This is a genomic window from Helicobacter sp. T3_23-1059, assembly GCF_053654515.1.
Genome location: NZ_JBSIUV010000018.1, coordinates 1 through 22,034, shown reverse-complemented (window position 1 = coordinate 22,034; position 22,034 = coordinate 1). Strand labels below are relative to the sequence as shown.

The 22,034-nt window shown below is 38.4% G+C and carries 20 protein-coding genes and 1 pseudogene; 7 read left to right on the top strand and 14 right to left on the bottom strand.

Annotated features, from left to right (window positions below):
- Positions 1 to 386 precede the first annotated feature (386 nt).
- From ACWIX0_RS06625 to ACWIX0_RS06615, 3 genes are all read right to left on the bottom strand, one after another.
- Positions 387 to 1,079: a uracil-DNA glycosylase family protein gene (locus ACWIX0_RS06625; RefSeq protein ID WP_454172996.1), complete on the bottom strand. Its 693-nt coding sequence runs from the start codon at positions 1,077 to 1,079 to the stop codon at positions 387 to 389.
- The gene (locus ACWIX0_RS06620) at positions 1,080 to 2,654 is read right to left on the bottom strand and encodes an NAD(P)H-hydrate epimerase (protein ID WP_454172995.1); all 1,575 of its coding nucleotides are present in this window, start codon (positions 2,652 to 2,654) and stop codon (positions 1,080 to 1,082) included.
- 116 nt (positions 2,655 to 2,770) lie between these two features.
- Entirely contained in the window at positions 2,771 to 3,724 is a 954-nt protein-coding gene (locus ACWIX0_RS06615; protein ID WP_454172994.1) for a D-2-hydroxyacid dehydrogenase, read from the bottom strand.
- Between the two features lie 235 nt (positions 3,725 to 3,959).
- On the opposite strand from ACWIX0_RS06615, the gene ACWIX0_RS06610 reads away from it, so the two are divergent.
- The gene (locus ACWIX0_RS06610) at positions 3,960 to 4,187 is read left to right on the top strand and encodes a hypothetical protein (RefSeq protein ID WP_454172992.1); all 228 of its coding nucleotides are present in this window, start codon (positions 3,960 to 3,962) and stop codon (positions 4,185 to 4,187) included.
- 231 nt (positions 4,188 to 4,418) lie between these two features.
- On the opposite strand, the gene ACWIX0_RS06605 is transcribed toward ACWIX0_RS06610, so the two are convergent.
- Entirely contained in the window at positions 4,419 to 4,910 is a 492-nt protein-coding gene (locus tag ACWIX0_RS06605) for a peptidylprolyl isomerase (protein WP_454172990.1), read from the bottom strand.
- Between the two features lie 248 nt (positions 4,911 to 5,158).
- Between ACWIX0_RS06605 and ACWIX0_RS06600 the strand changes: the two genes are divergently transcribed.
- Positions 5,159 to 6,391, top strand: coding sequence for a hypothetical protein (locus ACWIX0_RS06600; RefSeq protein ID WP_454172988.1), 1,233 nt, complete (start codon positions 5,159 to 5,161; stop codon positions 6,389 to 6,391).
- A gap of 221 nt (positions 6,392 to 6,612) precedes the next feature.
- Here ACWIX0_RS06600 and ACWIX0_RS06595 read toward each other — a convergent pair whose 3' ends face one another.
- Together ACWIX0_RS06595 and ACWIX0_RS06590 are read right to left on the bottom strand one after the other, a co-directional pair.
- A complete protein-coding gene (locus ACWIX0_RS06595) occupies positions 6,613 to 7,113 on the bottom strand; it encodes a hypothetical protein (protein WP_454172986.1) in 501 nt (166 codons plus the stop codon).
- 47 nt (positions 7,114 to 7,160) lie between these two features.
- A complete protein-coding gene (locus ACWIX0_RS06590) occupies positions 7,161 to 7,745 on the bottom strand; it encodes a hypothetical protein (RefSeq protein WP_454172985.1) in 585 nt (194 codons plus the stop codon).
- A gap of 112 nt (positions 7,746 to 7,857) precedes the next feature.
- On the opposite strand from ACWIX0_RS06590, the gene ACWIX0_RS06585 reads away from it, so the two are divergent.
- The 4 genes from ACWIX0_RS06585 (at position 7,858) to ACWIX0_RS06570 (ending at position 10,454) form a co-directional block, all read left to right on the top strand.
- Positions 7,858 to 8,121, top strand: coding sequence for a helix-turn-helix domain-containing protein (locus ACWIX0_RS06585; protein WP_454172983.1), 264 nt, complete (start codon positions 7,858 to 7,860; stop codon positions 8,119 to 8,121).
- A gap of 407 nt (positions 8,122 to 8,528) precedes the next feature.
- Entirely contained in the window at positions 8,529 to 9,752 is a 1,224-nt protein-coding gene (locus ACWIX0_RS06580) for a hypothetical protein (RefSeq protein WP_454172981.1), read from the top strand.
- Positions 9,753 to 9,931: 179 nt separating this feature from the next.
- Entirely contained in the window at positions 9,932 to 10,312 is a 381-nt protein-coding gene (locus tag ACWIX0_RS06575; protein WP_454172979.1) for a ClbS/DfsB family four-helix bundle protein, read from the top strand.
- The gene (locus tag ACWIX0_RS06570) at positions 10,278 to 10,454 is read left to right on the top strand and encodes a ClbS/DfsB family four-helix bundle protein (protein ID WP_454173049.1); all 177 of its coding nucleotides are present in this window, start codon (positions 10,278 to 10,280) and stop codon (positions 10,452 to 10,454) included. The genes ACWIX0_RS06575 and ACWIX0_RS06570 overlap by 35 nt, the downstream gene beginning before the upstream one ends.
- Positions 10,455 to 10,818: 364 nt before the next feature.
- On the opposite strand, the gene ACWIX0_RS06565 is transcribed toward ACWIX0_RS06570, so the two are convergent.
- The 5 genes and pseudogenes from ACWIX0_RS06565 to ACWIX0_RS06545 all read right to left on the bottom strand — a co-directional run bounded on the left by ACWIX0_RS06565 (position 10,819) and on the right by ACWIX0_RS06545 (position 16,337).
- Complete coding sequence (locus ACWIX0_RS06565) at positions 10,819 to 12,063, bottom strand: sodium/glutamate symporter (protein ID WP_454172977.1); 1,245 nt, start codon at positions 12,061 to 12,063, stop codon at positions 10,819 to 10,821.
- 177 nt (positions 12,064 to 12,240) lie between these two features.
- A pseudogene (locus ACWIX0_RS06560) lies at positions 12,241 to 12,415 on the bottom strand (IS1595 family transposase); the annotation flags it as partial.
- 257 nt (positions 12,416 to 12,672) lie between these two features.
- Entirely contained in the window at positions 12,673 to 13,803 is a 1,131-nt protein-coding gene (locus ACWIX0_RS06555; RefSeq protein WP_454172975.1) for a hypothetical protein, read from the bottom strand.
- Between the two features lie 46 nt (positions 13,804 to 13,849).
- On the bottom strand, positions 13,850 to 14,857 hold the full coding sequence (locus ACWIX0_RS06550) for an HAD family hydrolase (protein WP_454172973.1): 1,008 nt from the start codon (positions 14,855 to 14,857) through the stop codon (positions 13,850 to 13,852).
- Positions 14,850 to 16,337, bottom strand: a complete 1,488-nt coding sequence (locus ACWIX0_RS06545) for an MATE family efflux transporter (RefSeq protein ID WP_454172971.1) — start codon at positions 16,335 to 16,337, stop codon at positions 14,850 to 14,852. The genes ACWIX0_RS06550 and ACWIX0_RS06545 overlap by 8 nt, the downstream gene beginning before the upstream one ends.
- Before the next feature lie 267 nt (positions 16,338 to 16,604).
- Between ACWIX0_RS06545 and ACWIX0_RS06540 the strand changes: the two genes are divergently transcribed.
- Positions 16,605 to 17,723: a Gfo/Idh/MocA family protein gene (locus tag ACWIX0_RS06540; protein WP_454172970.1), complete on the top strand. Its 1,119-nt coding sequence runs from the start codon at positions 16,605 to 16,607 to the stop codon at positions 17,721 to 17,723.
- A gap of 8 nt (positions 17,724 to 17,731) precedes the next feature.
- Here the strand turns inward: ACWIX0_RS06540 and tcuB are convergent, their stop codons facing one another.
- The 3 genes from tcuB to tcuC all read right to left on the bottom strand — a co-directional run bounded on the left by tcuB (position 17,732) and on the right by tcuC (position 21,842).
- Entirely contained in the window at positions 17,732 to 18,913 is a 1,182-nt protein-coding gene (tcuB, locus tag ACWIX0_RS06535) for a tricarballylate utilization 4Fe-4S protein TcuB (RefSeq protein ID WP_454172968.1), read from the bottom strand.
- A 30-nt stretch (positions 18,914 to 18,943) separates the two neighbouring features.
- Positions 18,944 to 20,380: an FAD-dependent tricarballylate dehydrogenase TcuA gene (tcuA, locus tag ACWIX0_RS06530; protein WP_454172966.1), complete on the bottom strand. Its 1,437-nt coding sequence runs from the start codon at positions 20,378 to 20,380 to the stop codon at positions 18,944 to 18,946.
- A gap of 151 nt (positions 20,381 to 20,531) precedes the next feature.
- Positions 20,532 to 21,842, bottom strand: coding sequence for a tricarballylate/proton symporter TcuC (gene tcuC / locus ACWIX0_RS06525; RefSeq protein WP_454172964.1), 1,311 nt, complete (start codon positions 21,840 to 21,842; stop codon positions 20,532 to 20,534).
- Positions 21,843 to 22,034 lie beyond the last annotated feature (192 nt).

Below are 22,034 nucleotides of genomic sequence, written 5' to 3'. Positions count from 1 at the left end.
TGAAGTAGATTTCTCATCATCACCACAAATTTTTGCATATTTTTTATGTGGATTTTAGAGAGCTAAAATCTACTAAAAAACATAGCAAAATCAAAAAATGGCTAGATAGATTGGATAAGACTTTATCAAAAATTCAGTTAATATGCCGTTAATATGCTTAAGAAAAGATAGAAAAATTCTATATTTTTGATTGTGCTAAATGCGACAAGGCTAAAAATGGCTACAAACATTGCCCACGCTACTAACGCAAGCAGCGCAATAAAAACGCATTGCCGAGTAAAAAACACTTAAAAATTTGGTTTGCCAAAAGGCAAAATCATATATAAAATCGCTAAGAAAATCTGTTTTTACATTAACTCTAGCAATGCCTAAGCAATGACATAACTTTACGCGATTTTGGCAAGTAGGGCTTGCAAATGCTCTAGGGTTTGTTTTTTTAGCGATGGATTTCGCAGGAGCTGGGGCAGCGAGTAAGTAGCGATTGTTTTTTTGCCTAGCAAATCTAGCACTACGCCTTTGTGGCTAAAATCTAACCCTAGCACCGCTTCGCACACTACCTCTCCAAAAAGCACTACAGCTTTAGCGGGGCTTTGTGATAGTTGAGAGATGAGGTAGGGTTTGCAAGAAGTTATTTCTTCTTGTGTGGATTGTTTGGTAGCGCATTTTAGAAGTGAAAATATACTAAAACACTCGGTTTTAAATACATTTTGCGCGATATTTTGGAGCATTTGCGCTCCTTTGGAGTCAAATAAAAATGGCATTACAGAATGTGATTTTGGTGGATTTGTCATATCGCCCATAGCAAATTCACTCACAAACGCCACCACACTATCATTTCGCACATAATCTAGCTTTGGTGTATCTAGCTTGCTCCTAGCGCAGAGATGGCAGCTTTTGATTTGCTGGTTTAGGCTAGATTCTAGCTGTTTGCTAGGCACTATGCGTGGGGTATCTTGGGCGATAAACTCCACTCCAAAAGATTTGTTAAGATAGAGTTCGTAGAGTTTTTGTAGATTTTGCACGCTATTTTGCGTATTTTGAGCTTCTTGCGCGGATTTACTTTGAGAAATATTTGTCATTTATAGATTCCCCAAATGCTCTATAAGCCCTAGCGGAGTTAGCGCGTAGGAGTTTTTTTCTTTATGAGAGGCGAGCGCGTGAGCAAGAGAGCCATTTATAGCAGAATCTATCGGGGAAAATCCTTGCGCTAAAAATGCTGCGATCACCCCGCAAAGCACATCGCCACTGCCTCCTTTGGCAAGGGCTTGACTACCTAGATGGTTTATGTAGATTTTGCCTTGATTTGCGATTATGGTATTTGCACCTTTTAGTAGCAAGGTAGCCTGTGGATAGGTTTGGCTAAATTTTAGCGCAAGGCTAAAGCGATTTGCCACCACTTCTTCTATGTCAGCAGAGGGGCTAGTAGCTTGCAAAATCCCACAAATGCTTGCAAGACTTGCAAACTCTTTTGGGTGCGGGGTAAGCACGACTTTGCCCTGCAATGTAGAATCCTCTAAGATTTCGCACAATACTTCCGCATAGCACATATCCGCATCAAAAAGCCCAAATGCGCAATCTTTTAGCGCGGATTTTATGGCATTTTGGGTATTTTTATGTATTGTGCCAAATGTGCTTTTATCAAGCGAATTAGGATTTTGCGCACTAGAAAATCCTAGCCCCATTCCTGCCACTAGCACGCATTTATGATTTGGCAGGACAAAATCAAGCATTATTTCAGGGTTTGTAGCGATGACTTCGCGCATTTGGGTAGAATCTAGCGCAAAATCTTTGCTAGATTCTACATTTGTTTGCTTTGTAGAATCATCGCTAGATTCTTGAGTGCTAAGGCATTTAGCAGGCAATAAACTAGCTTTGCCAACGCCCATTTTTAGAGAGGCTTTGCACGCTAAGATACTAGCTCCTATCTTTTCTCCACACACGCACACGATATGCCCAAAATCCCCCTTATGCACGGCTTTTTTATCTCTAGTTGGCAGGGCTAAATCGCTTTTTTCTAGCAAAAAAAACGGGCTTTGCACCTCATACTCGCTACTAGCTAGTCCCAAATCCCCAACTAAAACTTCGCCTACAAAATCTTTTGCATTATCGCTAAAAAGTCCCACTTTTAGCGCACCCATACTAAGCGTATAATCCGCCTTAAAAGCCTCTTTTATCCGCGCATCAAAACCATTGCTTATATCTATTCCGCTTGGAATATCGCACGCGATTTTTACCCGCGCACAAGATTGCATTTGCTTAATAAGAGTGATAAACGCGCTATCTAGTTCCCCGCCAAACCCGCTCCCAAACAAACAATCCACCACCACATCGCAGGGCAAAATCTTTTTTATCCACTGCACACCGCATAATTGCGCCCTTTGGGCTTGGAGTTTGCAAAGAGTAGATTTTGGCTCTTTTGCCTCATAGATGCGCACTAGATAGTCGCCTTTTAGCCTGCGTGCTAGCGCATATCCATCGCCTCCATTATCCCCGCTACCACATACTATGGTGATTACGCTTTGTTTGTGCGTTATGCGTGAGATGAGCGAGGCTAGCGCGGTTGCGGCATTTTCCATTAGGATTTCTTCGCTTAGCAAAAACTTGCTAATCGCTCGCTTGTCAAGATTGGCACTGCTTTGGTAAAGTCGTTTCATTTTGGCTTCTTTTTAGATTTTTTATTTGCTAGATTTTGGTGTGGAGTTTTTAGGTTTTGCTAGATAGATTTTAAGCGATTTACTAAAATCTATTTGACAAATGCTTTAAGTGGCGTTTATTTGTTATGTTCCACAAAATCAACGACATTTTTTATGCTTAGTCGCACGAGTTCTTTTAGCGAATCGCCATAAGCCCACGCGATATGTGGCGTGATGATTAAACGATTAGAAATTTCATTTGCAAAATCTAAAAATGGGTGATTTTCCCTCATAGGCTCTGCTTCTAGCACATCTGTGCCATAGTAAAAATCCGCCCCATTTTTTAGCGCGTTTGCTACGCCCTCTTCGCTTACGATTCCGCCTCGTCCTAGATTTAGCAATATCGCGCCTTTTTTTAGCAGGGCAATCTTACTAGAATCTATGAGGTTTTTTGTCGCGGGATTTAGCGGGGCGTGGATAGAGATAATATCGCTTGTTTTTAGCAACTCATCTAGCTCGACTTTTTTTGCGTTTTTATTGTCATTTTTGCCACTTGTGGAGGTGTAGCACACTTGTGCGTCAAATGCTTTTGCTAAATGCGCTACCCTCTGCCCAATACTGCCAAACCCTATGATTCCCCATTTTTTGCCTGCTAGAGATTCTCTGCCCGCGCCTAGATGAGTGAAAATATCGCTTTTGCACCATTTGCCACTTTTGACATAGCTATCATAGTAGCGCATTTGACTAAGAAAATCTAGGGCTAGAGTAAGCGTATGTTGCGCGACACTTAGGGTGGAGTATCCAGCGACATTTTTTAGTTTGACTCCGCGTGAAGTAGCGTAATCAGTGTCGATGATATTTGTGCCTGTGGCGGTTACACAGATGAGTTTTAGGTTTGGTAGATTTTCTAAAATCGACTTATCTAAAACGACTTTATTTGTGAGGATAATATCTGCTTCTTTGGCTCGCTCTAGGGTTTGGGCATAAGTGGTGGTGGGGTATTCTATGTAGTTGCCATACTTGTTTAGCTCGCTTAAATCTGCTCCGCCTAAAGTCTTTGCATCTAGGTTTATGATAGTTAGATTTTGCATTGTTGCTCCTTTTTGGTGTGTTTGTTTTATGGTGTGGTTGGCTTTTTGTGGGGGTTTATTTTGGTTTTAGGCTTGGCTTATGCAAATGTGTCTTGTCAAAGCTATTTTGGAGTATTTTATAGAAAAATTAACAAAATATGAGTTTTTTATACAAATATTTCGCAAATTTATTTGGATTGATTAACCTTTTTTATGTTATAACTTCAGTTCTATTTCATTTTTTGAGGAGAATCCCATGAAAAAATTGGCTCTTTTTGCATTTGTAGCGGCTCTAGGCGTATTGTTTACAGGTTGTGGCGATGACAAACCAAAACAAGAAGCTACTTCCACAGAAGCTCCAGCAACTGAAGCTACACCAGCTCCAGAAGCTACCACAGAAGCTCCAGCAACTGAAGCTACACCAGCTCCAGAAGCTACCACAGAAGCTCCAGCAACTGAAGCTAAGACAGAAGAAGCTAAATAAATTTTAGTCTTTTTTAGTTTTTTTTACCTAGCTTAGAATCTTTTAAGATTTTAGGCTAGGTTTTTTTATGCACTTTTTTAAGTGATTGCTAGGCGTTTTTAAGATATTTTAGATTCTCTAAAGATTCTTAGAATATTTATAAGCAATGCTTATAAATATTATCTACGCTTTATCTTGCTTTATTTGCTACACATTTTATTTGTTTCCCCTCCACATTTTTGCTAGCTAGACTCATTCACTCAAAATCTCAATATGCACAATACTATCGCCTTGCTTTAGACTATCTAGCACTTCAAAGCTATCTTTATCCTCCGCGTCTATGCTACCAAACACCGTGTGCTCTCCATCTAAATGTGGCAAATCCACAAAACATAAAAAAAACTGACTTCCTCCCGTGTCGCGTCCAGCGTGTGCCATAGATAGCGCACCTCTTTTGTGTTTGTGTGGATTATTTGCCACTTCACATTTGATAGCATATCCAGGACCCCCCGTGCCATCGCCTTTTGGGCAGCCACCTTGTGCTACAAATCTCGCTATCACGCGATGAAACAATAAACCATCATAAAATCCGCTACTTGCTAATGAAGCAAAATTGCTAACTGCTTGAGGTGCAGCCTCCCCAAAAAAGCGAATAATAATATCGCCTTTGCTCGTGCTAATCTTTGCTTTTTGGTAGGATTCTAGCTCCTCTTTGCTTGGGTTAAATGTCTTTATCTCTTTCATTTTTTGCTCCTTTTTTATTTTTTTGCGCGATAAAGAGTGCTTAAAGCAACGCGTATTTTACCGATTTTGTCCTTAACTAGATTTTAATAGCGGGGTTTTAATGACTACATTTTAGCCCGACTAAGCCCGATTAAAAGATTTTGCTAGCCTACGATTTTGCTTAAAGATATTTATTAAGACTTTTTGCAAGATTGTCTTAGGTTATGTTTGATTATCGTGGTTTTAAAATGCTTGATTCAAGGACGAATATGCGCACTAAAAATAGATTTGATATGGTTGTTTTATTAGGAATTGTTTTTGTGCTACTTGGGAGTTTTGCAAACGCGGATTCACGCTTAGATTCGCACGCTACTTCACAAAATCCAACCGCTTCTAAAGCAGATTCTACCACGACAAAAATAGAATCTAAAACCAAAGAAAAATCCCAAATCGCCAAGCAATTTGAGGCGATAAAAGAGCCACAAGCAGCCCCCCAAACTCCAACGCCAAAATCCCCTCCCAAAATCCCAACCCACACGCCAAAATCCCTAAATCTCCCAGCCCCCAAAAAAGGCTTGCAAGACTTGCTAGTGATGCAAACAAGCCTGCCAAAAGATTTCCAAGAAGTGCAAAAAAGTTTCCCGTGGATCCGCTACATAGGACTTGCTATGGTAAGTTTTGATGATGGTAGCTATCGTAGCGGATTTGGGCTATTGTTGCCTGACAAAATCTTTTTGACTTCTGCTGAGCTGGCGCATAATGCCTCTGCCTACCCAAAAGAAATGCTCCTAAAAATGCGCGATGATAGTGCGGGAAATCTCATCTGCATAGCCAAACTTCGGCTAAAAGCCCTTGACAAAGGGCGTGGGCTAGCACTTTTTGAAGTGGAGCAATACACTGATGATTATTGCAATATCCGCGAAGAGAGTTTTTATCACGCAAGGCTTATGAAAAATAACGCCTACAATATTGCTAAGCCTTACACTCAAGCGAGCGATTATTTTACCGTTACTACGACTTTTAACAACCCTGATATAAGCGTGCTACGCGTAGGAAAGGTAGTGGCAAGCTCCATAGAGCTACCGATACAAAATGAGCAAAGAATCATTTTTGGGCGTCCGTTTTTTAGCCGAAGTGGCGTGCTACTAGGTATGGCAAGTATGCAAGAAAACGCCTTTAAGCCGATGATTATTAGCAATGCCAAAATCAAAGAGTTTGTATGCGCGATGAGTGCTAGCGGAGTGCGACTCCCCGCAAGTATTAGCCAAATATGCGCAAAAACCCCCGTATATGCTAGCAACTCAAAATCTAGCATTGCCAATAAACCACAATCTATCAAAAATTTTGTCCCAAAATCCAAAACCGATGTGCAAAAATTTAAAGAATATTTAGAAAAACAAGATGCCTGCCTAAGCGAGAAAAACGCAAACGAGGCAAGCTCTTTTAAAAATGGCACTTCTGCGACAAAATCTAGCGATTTTTATGAATGCAAAATCAATTAACGAATTTTTGTTTAATTTAAGGTTTTAGCAAAAAAGCGTTAAGCTATACTCACGCGATGAAATAAAATATATCGCCACGCTTATAGCTACGCATAAGGCGTGTAAATAGGCTATGCTAAACATAGAGTAAGCAATTTTAAGTGAAGCAAAACATTCGCTTTTTTGATTCCATTTGGACAGCAATTTTTGTATAAAATCTTGACATATTAAGGTGGATTGAGTCAAAAACCAAACAAAACATCGCGAGAATCAAATTTCCAATTTCCCATATCTGTAACTACTTCAATTTCTACGACATCTGAAATTTCACAACCGCTAAATAAGCTAGTAAATATATTTATCATACCTATTGTAACTTTAGTTTTTTGTCCAAAACCAAGATTTTTTTCAATTTTTTCGCTTTTACAATTTCCTTTATTAACAATTACTTTTTCTATCCTAATAGAATCTACAACGGATTGAACTTCAACTATATGTTCAGGTAGATTTGTCAAAGGATTTATATCCATCGAAGTTGTAACCTTAACAGTGGTTTTTTTATTTTTTTTATCTACATCGCCACAAGCATTGAGGATAAAAATGCTAATAAAAGCAAAGATAAAAAGTTTAAAAAACCACATTATAAAATCAAAAAAAACATAGCGGGCTGTCTTTTGTTTTAAAGAAATTTTATATTCCCTTTCTCGTAAAAAATATCTTATTTTCTTTTTCCAACTTGTCATTTTAAATCCTTTTCAAAGTAGTATCAAAAGTGTTTTAGCGTTTTTTGTCATTTTTCATCTATATTCTTTTTTTCTATATCAGGTTTTGTGTCTTGTTTCTCGCCCTCTAAGTTTAATACAGAATCCATTTCCTCACTTTCTTTTTCATCTATATCAATATCTATTATGTAGCCCATTGTTAGCCCCACTATTGCGACTACCAACATTATGTAGAGAAAATAACCTTCTAAATCAAGCATTTTAAGTCGCTCCATCGCTGATGAACCAAATATCAGTCCTAATATTCCACCTAGCAATGCAGCAACAAATACAAACAAACCTGCCCCATAACTTTTTCCTTCTTCTTGATTTTCTGTTTTTTCATCTTGAAATATTGCTCCTACACCGCCAAGTCTTGCTTCAATTCTTTTTAGTAGCGTATTTCTTGTATTTTCATCAAATACAACAACACCAAACAGCGTTACAACTACTACCATACCCAACATTAGCCCATAAAAAAATCCTAATTCTGGAAATTTACCCCATATAAATGAATAAATTGGCGATATTCCAACCGCTATCATTCCTCCCGCTATTGTCCAAGTTATTTTTGGTGATATAGGTTTTTCTAATTTTGCCTCTTTTTTTGCCATTTTTACTCCTTTTTGGTTTTTTGTCCCCATAAATTTATCCCATAGGATATGTAAAAAAGGATTTTATCTTAGTAAAGTTAATCCCATAGGATAAATTTATGGGGTAGCGATAATGCAAAAAAACTTCAGCAATGCCACCGATGAGGAAATCGCCTCATTTTACGCGCTAGTCTCTGCAAATGTCCGCTACTATCGCGAAAAAAGCGGAATCTCACAGCTAGACTTAGCCCTAGAGATAGGCATAAAATCTGTAGCGTTTTATTCAAATTGCGAAAACAACCGCTATGGCAAGCATTTTAATTTAGAGCATATCTACAAACTCTCAAAAGCCTTGCAAATCCCTATATCAGCCCTTTTTGAGCCTTTTGAAACTTAAAATTATTTGATAAATCTACATTTTGCTTTTTAACTAAAATCTATTTGATAAATCCAATAATTTGTGTAATCTTACAAGCATAAAAAGCGGTGTTTTGTCCTTATCGCCCTTTTTATCGGCATTATAAGAATCTATCTAGGATTTTTGGAAGTCTAATGTTGCGTGGTTTATTTAGATTTTGTTTTGTTTTAAAGTAGCTATATGAGATAAAACAAAGCTAGATAAAAAAGCTAGTAAATCAAACAAAAATTTTGATTATTTCATTTTATATAAAGTAGTCAAAATTAGGCATAATGCAAGGATTTTAAGGATAAATTTATCTAAGATTTACCTAAAATCGTGTTAAAAAGCTAGAAGCCAATCGCGCTTCAAGTTGCATTAAAATCAAAAAACATAAAGGGGACAAAATGAAATTCTCTAAACAAATACTCTCTCTACTATGCTTGATATGCTTTGCAATGTATTGCGCTGGGTGTGCCAAAAACAAAACTGCTGCTAATGCAAATCCCCAAAATAAGCCGATTTCACAAGATTTGCAAAATCCACAAACACAGCAAACTTCGCAAAATCAACCACAAAGTGCGACTACTTCAAAAGATTCGCAAAGCCCGCAACATAAGCCAACTACGCAAGTTTCACAAAGCCAACCTATGCTACAAAGCCCATTGCAAAGATCGCAAAAAAGCGTAATTTTTGCAAAAAATGGCGATACCATTGACGCTAATAACTACCCAAACACCCTATATTTGAATATTATTTTTGATAATGATTTGCTTGTTGGGGGGATTTTTGATGAAGCGCAAAATCTCTACAAAAGCCCCGATAGAGAGCTACTCTACACGCTAAATGGCGACACACTAACCATAAAAAATATCCCACAAAATCAGCACTTCACAATCACGCATTTTAGCGATGGTGATTTTAACATCTACCTTAGCAAAAATCCCACCAAAGAAGTCGCAATCGTGCTAAATACCAACAAATCGATGGGTGCATACATTAACGCACTAAAGGACATCGCGCCATTTGTGGGGGGGCATATTTTAGGCGATAGAAACAAGCAGTTTGCCAAAATCTCGCTCGTAACTTTTACATACATACGACTTAGCGAGAGAGGGAATTTTTATGATGCGCAAGATTTTGCAAATACCCTAAATGGCGTGAGTGCAAACAATATCGCTTCTAGCGATAATATGGTAAATTTGTCGCTCATTATGGGTATGCGACATTTCACCAACGCAAATGGACTAAAAAAAGAGGTATTTCTCATCACAGATGGTGCGCCAGATGACCCGCAAAATTTGCAACGCGTGCTATCCATCGCAAAAAATCTAAAAGCAAATCTCACAAGCAAAGACAAAGATAACTTGCTAAAGATTCATATTTTTGCGATAAAGCCGTTTAATTCGCGCAAATCTGTGAGCGAAAATGTAAGGCTTCTAAAAAATATCGCAAATACCACAGGTGGCACATATAACGAAGTAGAAAATGTAGTCGAGCTAAAAGAAAAAATCTTGCTTTTTAGCAATGATGGCAAGCCGTTTGACAAAAAAGAAATAGGCAATGAGATTGCTATCATAAAAACGCACAAAATCGATGACCCTGATAAAACAAATGGAGATAAAAAGTAGCGTGTGATTGACACAATACAAACGGATTTTGGAATTTATAAAAAATCGTGTAGATTCTCTCAAATCGCACAAAATCTACAAACAAAAAATTTGACTAGATTTTGCTAAAATCGCGTTTTTAAAATTTAAAACAAAAATGTCTGCAAAGGAAATGATTATGCCCACTCCGCGCACTAAAGATGAGTGATGAGTTTGCCAAACTTTTAAGTATTATAGAGCGCACGCCTAGCGAGATTTTGGAGCGCGATTTTTTGAATACTTTGCCAAATAATTGCCGTGATAAAAATGCCCGAGATGTGCTTATCCACCTCTATGAATGGCACAAAATGCTAGAGCGTTTTATCGGTAATAATTTGGAGGCAAGCAAGGCGGGATTTAAGGATAGATTTAGCGCAAAAAGCGAGATTATGCCGTTTTTGCCACCCCCGTATAATTGGCGCACTTACCCAGCACTAAATATGAAAATATGGCAAAGCCACCAAAGCACGAGATTAAAATCCGCACTAAAAAAGCTCAAGCAAGGTCATAGCGCGGATTGTAAAACAAACATTAGATTTTAGCGATAATGAGCTGTTTGACAAGGGGTATTTTGCATTCACGGGCAACAATACGCTTGGCTCTTATGTGATTTCAAGCACTTCTAGCCATTATGCGTGGGCGATAAAGCAACTAAAGAGCGGGCTAAAAAGCAAAAACCCCTAGCATAATCCTAGAATAGCTTTTTATCTCAAAAAGGATTTGGTGTTGGCTGATATTGTTTGGCTTTGGTTAGAAATCCTTACACTTTTTTATAGGCGTGGGGGATTGACAAAATCCTAACTATAAGAGCGTAGCGCAAAAATGCGTGGAAAAATTTGACAAAACTCATTGCCATTGCAATAAATCTAGGCGATAAATGTTGCCTAGCGTTTTTTATGCAAAACTATAAAATTTTTGCGTTTTTTTGTGTGAAGTTTTATCATTTTTTGCCAAATCATTGCGTTTTTGGCTTAACACAACTAACCCAACTTAAGCCCACATAATCAGCATAGAACTACAAATAACGCTTATAAATAACATGCAAAATCTAAAGCATAGATTTTGCGATATTTAGAAATGCTGTGATAATGATAGCATTTGTGATATTGCTGATAAATCCGCCAACCAAAGGCACGACAAAAAACGCGATTTTTGAATAGCGGTATTTCTCACAAACCGCGCTCATCGTAGCCATAGATACAGGCACAGCACCCAGCCCAAATCCACAATGCCCTACGCTTATAATGGCAGAATCATAGTTTTTGCCACAGCATCTAAAAGTAATCAAAACGATGAAATAATAAATAAACACACATTGCAAAAGTAAAATCGTGATTAAAGGCAATGCCAAAGAGGCTAACTCCCATAATTTCATAGTAATGATTGACAAAGATACAAAAAGACTTAGGCAGACTGCACCTACGATTTGGATACTCTCATATAGTGCTTCTCTCTCTTTGATTGCTTGTGTTTCTTGTGGATTGATTGTTTGCCAATCCAATATGAGTCTTAGCAAAATACCACCAAACATACTCATCAAATGTATAGGTAGGTTTATTGCTGGCAACAATGTATGAAATATCACAAAAAACACTTCGCCAATCCCACACGCCAAAAGCAAAATAAATACAGCATTATGCGCTCTTTTTGCGCTGACAAAAGATTTGATTTTTTCATTTATGCTTTTGTTGCTATCATTTTCTACAATGGAATCTTTATCCAATCCGTATTTTGTTATTAGTTTTTTGCCAAGTGGTCCTCCCATTATACATCCACTTATAAGTCCAAAAGTTGCCGCTGCGATAGCCACTTCTAATGCTCCCTCACCTCCCATAGAAACAGCGATGGGCGCAAATGAAGCAGAGTTGCCGTGCCCTCCTGTTAATGGGGTGCTACCTGCCATAAGTGCAACAAGTGGATTCATACTCATTGCATATCCTACGCCAAGTGCTAGTATGTTTTGAAAAATTGCCAAAATAGCTGCCAAAATCGCAAATATAATCACTAGCTTGCCGCCCTGTTTTAGCAACACCAAAGAAGCACTTAAACCCGAAGCCGCAAAAAATACATTGTAAAAAAACCTATTTATCACTTCATAGTCAAATCTAAATTGCAAGATGTTGCTTGAGTAGCAAATTGCTGTGAATATAGAAAAAATTGTCCCACCTACCACAGCAGATGGCAGACACCAAGTTTTTAGAATCTTTATCCTGTCTCTAAAAAATTCTCCTGCATAAATCGCCAAAACAGCCAACATTAGCGTGCTAAAAATTCCAATATTAAGAGTTTGCATAAATATCCTTTCGTGCTTTTTGGTATTGTTAGATATGCTTAAAATCATAGACTATCATAATATATTTGCTGTTTTTTTTTTTTTTGGATTTGCTTATTTTTGCGCTGATAAATTACGATAAGTAACATTTAAATGCAAAATCTTTAAAAATTAAGTTGCGAGTGAAACGAAACAAAAAAACACAGGTGTTTTTTTGCCTGCTACTAAACCTCTTGTGCCTCTCACTCTTTTAGCACCAAAAAATCTGTATCAAAAGATTGCTTTCATCAACTTCAATTTCGCCTTGCATTTTAGATATTTTTTCGCATTCTTTTGCGATTAAGATTCTAATATTTTTGATGATTTTATTTATACCTTAACGAGAAATTTTGCTTCATTTTGCAATTTTTACCGCTTCAATATCAAGTCAAAAAAGTTTAATATCTCTAAATGTTTTTGATTTTATAAATTTGTTTAGTGATTATCAATAGTGTGCCTCCTGTCGTGTGTATTGCGTGTTTATAGCGCGTGATAGCGTGCATATAGCGTGTGTAGCCACATATAGTGTGCTACAAACTACCCTGTGTAGAATCTAAATTAACAACTGCGCTCCACTCAAATGCTTTGTAACTACAATCCCTCATCATCAAGTGCAAAATCAATAAAACTTTGGATTTCATAGTCTTTGTGTTTGTGGCTATGCTCTATGCTGATAACGATGACTTTTTTATACGCATTTGTTAGTTTATCAAGCCTTGCTTTTAGGAGCGTTTCATTGGGAAAAGGCATTGCCAAATACGCAATATCATTTATCAAAAAATCACACTCATCATTGTATCTTATGGCAGTTTTAGAATGCTTATCTTTAGAGTCAAAAGCATAGCCAAACGCCCCATATTTGATTAGCAATTCACAAAATATCATATTTTCAAATATATGCTGAAAATTAGGCGTTTTTATAAGGCTATAAGGCAGGGCAAAATTATACAAATATAGCTTAGATTTTGTGCCACTAGAAAAATCGCTATGTGGGAGCAAAAAAATACTACCTTGCGCTTTTAGATTCTCTACAAAGGCATAAACCGTGTCTTTGGAAGTTTTAAAATATGGCTTTAGCTTGGCTAGAAGTCCTAGCGTGCTAAATACCCTCCCTTGAAATCTAGCCAACTCTAAAAAAATCTTTGTGTGTCTTGGATATGCTAGTCGGATTATTTCTTGGTTTCTAGCAGAATGTTTTGATTCTAGCAAAAAAGGCATTTCAGGCAAGTTGCCACTTTTTAGAAATGTCGAAAAAATCCCCTCTAATCTTTGTGTCTTGCTAAAGCTTACAAACTCCCTAAAGCTAAGGGGTAAAATCATTTCTTTGCGCATTGTTTCTTTGGGCGATGCAAAGGGGATATTCAAATCATCTGTGTTTTTTGCGTGAGAATCACTAGCAAAGGGCATATTTGTGATTAAAATGATATTGCTAAAATTTGGCAGGGTTAGATTTTTATCATAATTATCCACCACTAGCAAATCAAAACCTTTTTCTAAAAATAGTTTTAGTAAATCCGTCTTTGCCTCCTGCACCCCAAATCTCATATCCGCACAATCAATAAACACAGGATTTTTTGCGACTTTAGCGTATTGCAAAGCAAGGGAGGTTTTGCCACTTTTTGGAGGACCATATAGCAGGAGTGGAGTGTCTTTTTGCGGATATGAGCGGGGGAGTAAGTTTGTATATTTACTCTTTTCATACAAGATATTTGTTTCAAACATTGGTTAGATTTTGCTTTTATGATTTTGCGTGGTTTTTTTGTAGTGGCTAAATATCTTTTATGTAAGACACTGCTTCATACACGGTATCAAAACTTTTATCCGCTTCCCCCTCCAAATGTTCTCCATAGCCACAGCGCACCCATAGCGCATTTACTCCTGCGTTTTTGGCTGATTGTATGTCTAGTATGGTATCGCCTATCATATATACTTTTTGCTTAGGCGTGATAGGTAGCAAGCTAAGTGCGCGTAAAATCGGCTCTGCATCGGGTTTTGGCTCGCTTACATCTTCGATACCGATGACTACGGCAATATATTTTAACAGCTCAAAATTCTCCAAAATCTGCTTTGAATAAAGCCCTGTTTTTGTCGTTACCACACCTAGATTTGCAAACTTACTTGCCATCGCTAATGCTTCTCGCACTTGTGGATATAGCCTAGATTGCTCTATGCAGATTCTGCGGTAGTGGTTTTTGTAGCGCGTTATGCGTGATTGGATTTCGCTCTTTTCATAGCCTAATCGCAAAAACATTTCTCCCAAAGGTAGCCCTATCATTTTTCGCACTTCTTCTATGCTAGGGATGCGTGATTTTACCCCCTCCTCTTCCTCGCACGCCCTGCAAAAACTCGCATATATCCCCTCCAAAGAATCTAAAAGTGTCCCATCTAAATCAAATAAAATAATCTTTTTTTCTTGGGTGATATGTGCGTTTTTATCATTTGGATTTTGTGGCAGTGGGTTTTGGTGGGCGATGATTTTTGAGGTATCATTTTTAGGATTTTGGGAGGATATATCAGGTTTTAGCTCGATTTTTTCGTTTGTAGATTTTGGTAGATTTTCAGGGGATAGCTCAAAAGTGTCTTGTGAGATGTTATCGCTTGGATTTTGGCTGATTTTTGGTGCAAAATCCCTCTTAAAATCACCTTTTAATCCATCTTGCAGATCATTTTGCAAATCATTTTGCAAACCCTCATCTTTTGGATTTTCTACAATGCTTTTTGTCTTATTATTTTTTGCATTTTTATCACTTAAAAATCTATCCAAAATACTAGGCATAATTTTTTCTCCTTTTCCATAATGTCGCACCGCTAGGAATGCTACCTGAAAAAATGCCATACCTCCACTCATAGCACATCACTACAAACGCCACCACAAACGCACACGCTTGAGACAAAGGGTAGCTAGCCCACGCACCATCTATGCCATAGATATGACTTAGTGTAGGCAATAAAACCACCAAAAACAAAATCGTATAACAAATCGTAATGATAAAAGAGCTTAGCGTGCGTTGCACGGATTGCAAAAATATCGCACATACGATATTTATCCCAAAAATAACATACCCTGCATAATACACATTCATAGCATTGATGGTTTTTTCTAGCAGGGCATTATTTGACACATTTGCAAAATCTTGCGACTCTTTTTGCAAAAATAGCTCCACTAAATGCCTATCAAAGCCATAAAAAAGCGCGTATATACATAAACCTATGGACACCACCATAAAGCAGGCAAAAACAAATGCTTTTTTAAGCCTAGCAAAATTCCCTGCCCCATAATTAAAACTAGCGATTGGTTGCAAGGCTTGAGATACGGATAGCAAAATCGTAAAAAACACGATTCCACAATACATCATAATGCTATAAATTTTTACCCCCTCATCGCCTGCGATTTGGATAAGCGTTACATTAAAAAGTAGCATTACCACCGCAGCAGATAGCTCAGATACACTCTCTGGGATACCGCTTTTTGATGAGGAGAGAATCGCTGCAAAGGAAAATCTAGGGATAAAAAATAGTTTGCCTTTGCGCAAGAAAAAATGACTAACAAGCACGATAAAACCTATCGTATGTGCGCTAACCGTGGCAAGTGCGCTACCTTCTATCCCCATATCGCACACAAACAAAAATATATAATTTAGAGCGATATTGCTAGCAGAGCCTACTATCATAGCGATACTAGCCAAAATGGGGCGTTTGTCATTGATGACAAAAATATCACATAATGGGTGCAAAATCAGCATAGGAGTGCCGATAAAAATAATGCGAATGTAGCTAGAAGCAAGCTCTTTTATCTCGCTTGAGATGGGCTTGTCCGCCGTAAGTGCGGTAATGATAGAATCTGCAAAGCAAAATCCAACTATGCCAATGAACACCGAGCTAATCGCCACAAAATAAAAAATCGAGCAAAAAACAAGCCTAGCCCTATATCCGTGGTCTTTGCCCAAAAAATACCCCACAATAGCCGCCCCACCAAATCCAAAAAGTAGCTCATAAGCAATAAACGCAGGAAAAATAGGCCAGCAAATGCCAATCGCAGCCAAGCCATTTTCGCCTATTTTTTTACCTACAAAAATGCCATCTACTGTGGAATATGTGGAGAGTGCTAGCATAGCAAGAAGCGCGGGGATAAAATAATAAAAAAATAATCTAGGGATAGAATCTGTTTTTAAATCGATTTTAGATTTTGGAGTGGGGTGTTGTTGGGTAGTGTTGTGAATAATTGTTTGCTCTTTGATATGCGTTGTATTTTTCATTATGTGCGTCCCTTTTTTGGTATAGCTTTTAAGCAAAGTAAAATATATTTGTGCGGTTTTTGACAAATTATAACCAAAACTCTAAAAACGAACGCTAATAATATTGTTTCTAGTGTTTTTGATTCTATGATTTTGCTATGATTGTTGTTGATTTTATGCACCTAAATGTCGATAAAATTTTGATTTTATCCCCTGCGTGTTGTAAATGTGTGTTGTAAAATAAAAAAATTTTTGCCTCATATTTTGTGCTTTATAAGGATATGTATAATGACACGGCAAACTAACCATACAAAAACAACAAAAACAGCGAAATCACGCATTAAATGCGCGGTTGTGGGGTATGGGTATTGGGGTAGAAATGTGCTAAAGGCACTTTGCAATCAGCATAGATTTTGTCTAAAAGGCGTATATGACAGCGACAAGGCGCAAATGCAAAACGCGCTAAAAGATTTTGCCCTACTAAAATCTATCAAAGCAAAATCTAATACTCAAAAAAAATTAAGCGTGCAAAGCCCATATCAAAATCCACAAAACTTGCTAGATTCTACACCATCTATCAAGGCATACAACTCTTATGAAGAGATTTTGCAAGATAAGCAGGTAGAAGCGGTATTTATCATTACGCCACCAGATACGCATTTTGCCCTTGCCTCTTTGGCATTGCAAGCGGGCAAACACGCATTTGTAGAAAAGCCACTAGCCACAAGCACAAAAGACGCACGCACACTTTACGCGCTAGCAAAAAGCAAAAATCTAACACTTCATTGCGACCATATTTTTTTGTATTCACCTGCGGTGAAATGGCTAAAGCAAAATCTATCTAGCTTTGGCGAGATACTTTATGTAGAAGCCCGCAGAATCAATCTAGGGCTTTTCCAAAATAGCGTAAATGTGGTGTGGGATTTGGCATTGCATGATTTAAGTATTTTAGATTTTCTTTTTGGGTTAGAGATAGTATCACATAGCGTGCATTGCAAGTGTTATCAGGGGTTTGAGGCATTGGCAAATATCCAGCTAGAGTGCAAAAAATTTAGCGCAAATATCACTGCTTCGTGGCTATCGCCTATAAAATCGCGTGAAATAATGATAGGAGGGACGAAAAAAAGCGCGATTTATGATGAGACAAAGGCGCAAAAAATCGCACTTTTTGATTGTGGGGTGGTGGTGAGTGAGAGTGTAGAAAAGTCCTCTTTATATCAAAAAATGGTGCGCTATCATCTAGGAGAGGTAAGCTATCCTAGCATCGATGATGAGTTGCCACTTGATGCTTCTGTCCGCGCTTTTGGCGAGCAGATACGAAGCGGTGGCAGTGATATATGGCTAGAAAAACACACCTTGTGCGTGATAAGCGCACTAGAGCGGATTTGCCGCAAAACTAAAGGCTAAAATCCTTTTTATTTATGCTCCATTTGGGCATAAAATTCATCAGTATTGTATTTTAGCAATGCGATGAAGCGATAAAAAATATGCACAAATTTAGAATAAGGCATCATTACAAAAAATGCTAGAACACTGCTTAGATGAAAATACAGCATATATGAAATCAAAAAAGTCTCTTTTAGCACCATAAGTGCTAGCCCGCTAAAGCTTGATACAAAAAGCATAGCAATAAGTGCATAATCCATCGATATGGAGTTTTTATCTTTGATTTCCTCATCTGCTTCGATTTTAGCAAAAAGCAATCCTATCGTGCCAAGACATAGCAGTATCCCACCTATAAAGCCAAAGATTTTGGGGGCTTGGGTAAAATCATACGGGGCGTGCAAATCCAAACAATGCGTCCAAACTGCGCCTAAATTTGTCGCTATAAAGCAAAATAAAAATCCATAAGCGGTTAAGTGATGATAGATTTTGCGTATGTTTGTTCGTTTGTCGTGTGGGTAGGTGCAGCCCTCATCTTTGTGTCCGCCTAAATATTTTAAAAAAATCGTATCTTTTATGCTTTGTAAAAACGCGCTTACAGGGACTCTTTGCAGCTCTATCGCCCTGCTAAATCTAACAGAGCCAACCACTAAGGCTAAAAAGCTAAAAGCCCCCACAACCCCAAAAACTCCCACCATATAGTCATAAGGAATCACAGCAAAAAAATCTCCTCTATTGCTTATGTTAGAGTATTCAAACCCGCTTGCAAGCACAAATCCTAAAAATAGCGCAAGCACTAGCACTACGGTTGTGAGAAAAGCATTTTTATCAAAAGCACGGCTTAAAAATCCTAAAAATGCGTATTTTTTGTAGCTTTCTTGGCGGATAGTGGCAAATTGTTGTGGAATAGATACATTAAATTCGTGTGGTGGGGCGTATTGGCAGTCATAAAAGCATTCGCTACATTGATGGCAAAGATTTGCTAGATAATCCATATCACGCAAATCAAATTCTCTCTTTTTTTCCATCGCGGGAAACACCGCGCATAGCCCCTCGCAATAGCGACAAGAATTGCAGATGATGCACGATTGTAGGGCGTCTGTGTAATGTTTCTTTGTGGCTAAATCTAGCGGGGTTGTTTGCCATTTTGTATTTTGGCTAGATTCTAGTTTGTTAAATGCGCTTACGCCTATGGTTTTGTTAAATTCTTGCATTGTGCGTCCTTTTGTTGCGTTATTTGTGTTTTATTTATGTGCTAGGGCGACTTTTGCAGCACCCACCCCGCATAATCGTCCAAAAACTGAGCCTATACTCATACCAAACCCTGCTACATAGCCTTGTGTAAGGATATTTCCTGCCATTATCTCTCCTGCGGCAAAAAGATTGCCAAAGAGCGAATCATCATCTTTATGCACTTGCCCATCCATATTTACTTTGACACCCATATAAGTGAAAGTAACGCCCGGGCGCAATGGATAGCAATAATACGGCGGAGTGTCGATTTTTAACGCCCAATGTGTTTTTTCGATACTTAGTCCTTGCGTGTGGCAATTATCTTGGACTGTGTGGTTAAATTCGCCATCTATGACTTTTTGGTTATATTCTTTGATAGTGTTTTCTAGCTCTTTTTCATCAATATTCATCGCTAGATTTTTGTCATTGTTTAGCTTGCTTGCAAGTTCAGCGATAGAATCCGCTACGATAGGCGGAAAGAGTGATGGCATATACGCGCTTTGGACTTTAGAATCCGTGATAGAATACGCGATTTGCCCCTCTTGCTGTGCTACTAGCCGTCCCCATATCGCATATCTTTTAGGCCAAAAATCCTCCCCCTCATCATAAAATCGTTTCCCAGCAGAATTTACCACGATTCCAAGCGATACGCAATCTACCCTTGAAGCGATACCCCCGTCATATTTAGGAGTGCGAGCATCTATGGCTACCATATGTCCTTGTGTGGGGTCGCCTATGATTTTGGCATTGATATTTTTTAGAGCGTTTAGCATTTTGCCTTGATTAAACTTTGTCCCACGAATGATAAAGTTTCTAGCGCATTCTCCCCACGCATTTTCAAGCATTTCTAAGTTTGACTCAAAGCCTCCACTTGCGATTACAAAGGCTTTTGCGTGGAATCTAATCTGCGTATTTTGCTCTTTGTCAAAGACTAGCACTTCGCTAATATTTTCACTAGAATCAGATTTTAGCTCCAATGCCTCGTGCTGATAAAAAATCTTTATCCCTAGATTTTCTGCGGTGTGATAGTAGGCATTTACGAGGCTTTTGCCTCCGCCTAGAAAAAACGCATTTGTGCGTCCAAGATGGAGCGTGCCACGCATAGATGGCTGGAATCTAACACCATTTTTTTTTGCCCATTCTACGATTTGAGGGGTTTTTGAAATGACAAAGCGAGCGTATTTTTCATTTGTCTGCCCTTTGGTAACCTTAAACACATCATCAAAAAATTCATCTTCGCTATAAGTAGAGGTAAGCACATCTGTTGGAGCATCGTGCATAGAGCGGAGGTTGCGCGTGTGTTGGGAGTTGCCACCGCGCCATTTTTTTGGCGAACTCTCTAGCAGGGCGATTTTTAAGCTAGAATCTTGCTCTTTTGCGCTAATCGCTGCGCATAATGCAGCATTGCCTCCGCCGATGACTACTATGTCAAAATCCCTAGATTCCATTTTCTCTCCTTACATCTCACATTATCGCTATGGCATTTTTATCGTTTGATTGCCTTTTGCTTGCATATATAGATTTTGTGTTTATTTTGTTTTGATTTAGCGTTAAATAGCTTTGTCTAAAATCTATCAACGCTAGTTTGGTGTGTGATTACTATTCTGCGGGGGTTTTTGGGTTGTTGCGCTCATAGATTCCACCTTTTCTAAATAAAATCAATGTCGCAATAAAAGAACAAATCGCAGCAAAACTAAGCCACAAAGCAGGGCTAGCCTTGCTACCTGTGTATTGGATTAGGATAGTTGCCATAGTGGGGGTAAATCCACCAAAAATCCCAACAGCTAGCGAATAAGAAAACGAAAATCCAAGTGCTTTGACTTGTTTTGGCATTATCTCAGATAGTGAGACTATCATCGCGCCATTATACGCACCAAAGATAAAACTAAACCATAGCTCAACTAGCACGAGGTTGGTAAAAGAGACATTATTTACAAGGAAAGTTAGCATAGGATACGCACTAACCATTCCTAAAAATGTCATCGTAAGCAAAATCGGTTTGCGCCCGATTTTGTCCCCCAAAAACCCTGACACAGGTAGCCAAAAAAGATTGCTAACACCCACAATCGCCGTAACGATAAAGCCATCAAGTCGCGTGAAATTTAAGATATTTTTGACATAAGTAGGAGTGTAGGAAGTGATGAAATAAAATGTAACTGTCGTCATCATCACAAACATAATGCCTAGAATGATAATAGGATAGTTTTCAAGCATATTTTTGACAATCGCACCGATATTTTTACCTGCGTTATGTTTGCTTAGCTTGTCTTTAAACTCTGGCGTCTCATCTAGCGTCCTACGAATGTAAATGATAAATGGAATCACAAGACAACCAATGATAAAAGGCACTCTCCACCCCCAAGCCTCCACAAGCGCATCGCCTATGAAATAGTGAAGCGCGATTCCTATCGCCCCTGCGAAAATCGTGGCGATTTGTTGAGAGCCACTCTGCCAAGACACATAAAATCCGCGTAAATGTTTGGGAGCGATTTCGGATAGATACACGCTAGCACCGCCCACTTCTGCGCCCGCGCTAAATCCTTGCAAAAGCCTGCCAATCACTACGATTAGCGGTGCAAAAAAGCCGATAGTATCATAGCCCGGACAAAGTGCGATGATTAGCGTGCCTGCTGCCATTATCGACAAAGTCAGCATAAGCCCTTGTTTGCGCCCGTGCTTGTCCATATACGCACCTAGCAAAATCGAGCCTAGCGGACGCATAAGAAAACCTAGTCCAAATGCGACAAAACTTTGTAAAATAGAGACAAACTCGCTCTCTGCGGGGAAAAAGACTTTCGCTATGATAGCCGCATAAAATCCATACACGGCAAAATCATACATTTCTAAGAAATTGCCACCTGCTACTTTGCAGATATTTTTAGCATCTTGCTTTGCTTTTTGGGAAAACATTTATTGCTCCTTGTATGTAGTTGTTGTAGTTTTTACACAAAAAAGGCAAGAAGATTTTGTCTATTTACCTCTTGCCCTGCTTTGTAGTCGCCTTGTTTGGCTTTTTTTGTTAGTTGTTGTGATTTGTTTAGATGACAAAGCAGGGGCTTATTTTACAATTTAAATTTGTATTTGTGTTTATTTTTTTGCTTT

Excerpts from the sequence above, each read along its gene's own strand:
- ACWIX0_RS06590 (WP_454172985.1), bottom strand. The coding sequence starts at position 7,745 with ATGGCAAAAAAAGAGGCAAAATTAGAAAAACCTATATCACCAAAAATA.
- ACWIX0_RS06540 (WP_454172970.1), top strand. The coding sequence starts at position 16,605 with ATGACACGGCAAACTAACCATACAAAAACAACAAAAACAGCGAAATCA.
- ACWIX0_RS06625 (WP_454172996.1), bottom strand. The coding sequence starts at position 1,079 with ATGACAAATATTTCTCAAAGTAAATCCGCGCAAGAAGCTCAAAATACG.
- ACWIX0_RS06550 (WP_454172973.1), bottom strand. The coding sequence starts at position 14,857 with ATGCCTAGTATTTTGGATAGATTTTTAAGTGATAAAAATGCAAAAAAT.
- ACWIX0_RS06610 (WP_454172992.1), top strand. The coding sequence starts at position 3,960 with ATGAAAAAATTGGCTCTTTTTGCATTTGTAGCGGCTCTAGGCGTATTG.
- ACWIX0_RS06600 (WP_454172988.1), top strand. The coding sequence starts at position 5,159 with ATGCGCACTAAAAATAGATTTGATATGGTTGTTTTATTAGGAATTGTT.
- tcuA (WP_454172966.1), bottom strand. The coding sequence starts at position 20,380 with ATGGAATCTAGGGATTTTGACATAGTAGTCATCGGCGGAGGCAATGCT.
- ACWIX0_RS06575 (WP_454172979.1), top strand. The coding sequence starts at position 9,932 with ATGAGTGATGAGTTTGCCAAACTTTTAAGTATTATAGAGCGCACGCCT.
- ACWIX0_RS06620 (WP_454172995.1), bottom strand. The coding sequence starts at position 2,654 with ATGAAACGACTTTACCAAAGCAGTGCCAATCTTGACAAGCGAGCGATT.
- ACWIX0_RS06585 (WP_454172983.1), top strand. The coding sequence starts at position 7,858 with ATGCAAAAAAACTTCAGCAATGCCACCGATGAGGAAATCGCCTCATTT.
- ACWIX0_RS06545 (WP_454172971.1), bottom strand. The coding sequence starts at position 16,337 with ATGAAAAATACAACGCATATCAAAGAGCAAACAATTATTCACAACACT.
- ACWIX0_RS06555 (WP_454172975.1), bottom strand. The coding sequence starts at position 13,803 with ATGTTTGAAACAAATATCTTGTATGAAAAGAGTAAATATACAAACTTA.
- ACWIX0_RS06615 (WP_454172994.1), bottom strand. The coding sequence starts at position 3,724 with ATGCAAAATCTAACTATCATAAACCTAGATGCAAAGACTTTAGGCGGA.
- tcuB (WP_454172968.1), bottom strand. The coding sequence starts at position 18,913 with ATGCAAGAATTTAACAAAACCATAGGCGTAAGCGCATTTAACAAACTA.
- tcuC (WP_454172964.1), bottom strand. The coding sequence starts at position 21,842 with ATGTTTTCCCAAAAAGCAAAGCAAGATGCTAAAAATATCTGCAAAGTA.
- ACWIX0_RS06595 (WP_454172986.1), bottom strand. The coding sequence starts at position 7,113 with ATGACAAGTTGGAAAAAGAAAATAAGATATTTTTTACGAGAAAGGGAA.
- ACWIX0_RS06565 (WP_454172977.1), bottom strand. The coding sequence starts at position 12,063 with ATGCAAACTCTTAATATTGGAATTTTTAGCACGCTAATGTTGGCTGTT.
- ACWIX0_RS06605 (WP_454172990.1), bottom strand. The coding sequence starts at position 4,910 with ATGAAAGAGATAAAGACATTTAACCCAAGCAAAGAGGAGCTAGAATCC.
- ACWIX0_RS06580 (WP_454172981.1), top strand. The coding sequence starts at position 8,529 with ATGAAATTCTCTAAACAAATACTCTCTCTACTATGCTTGATATGCTTT.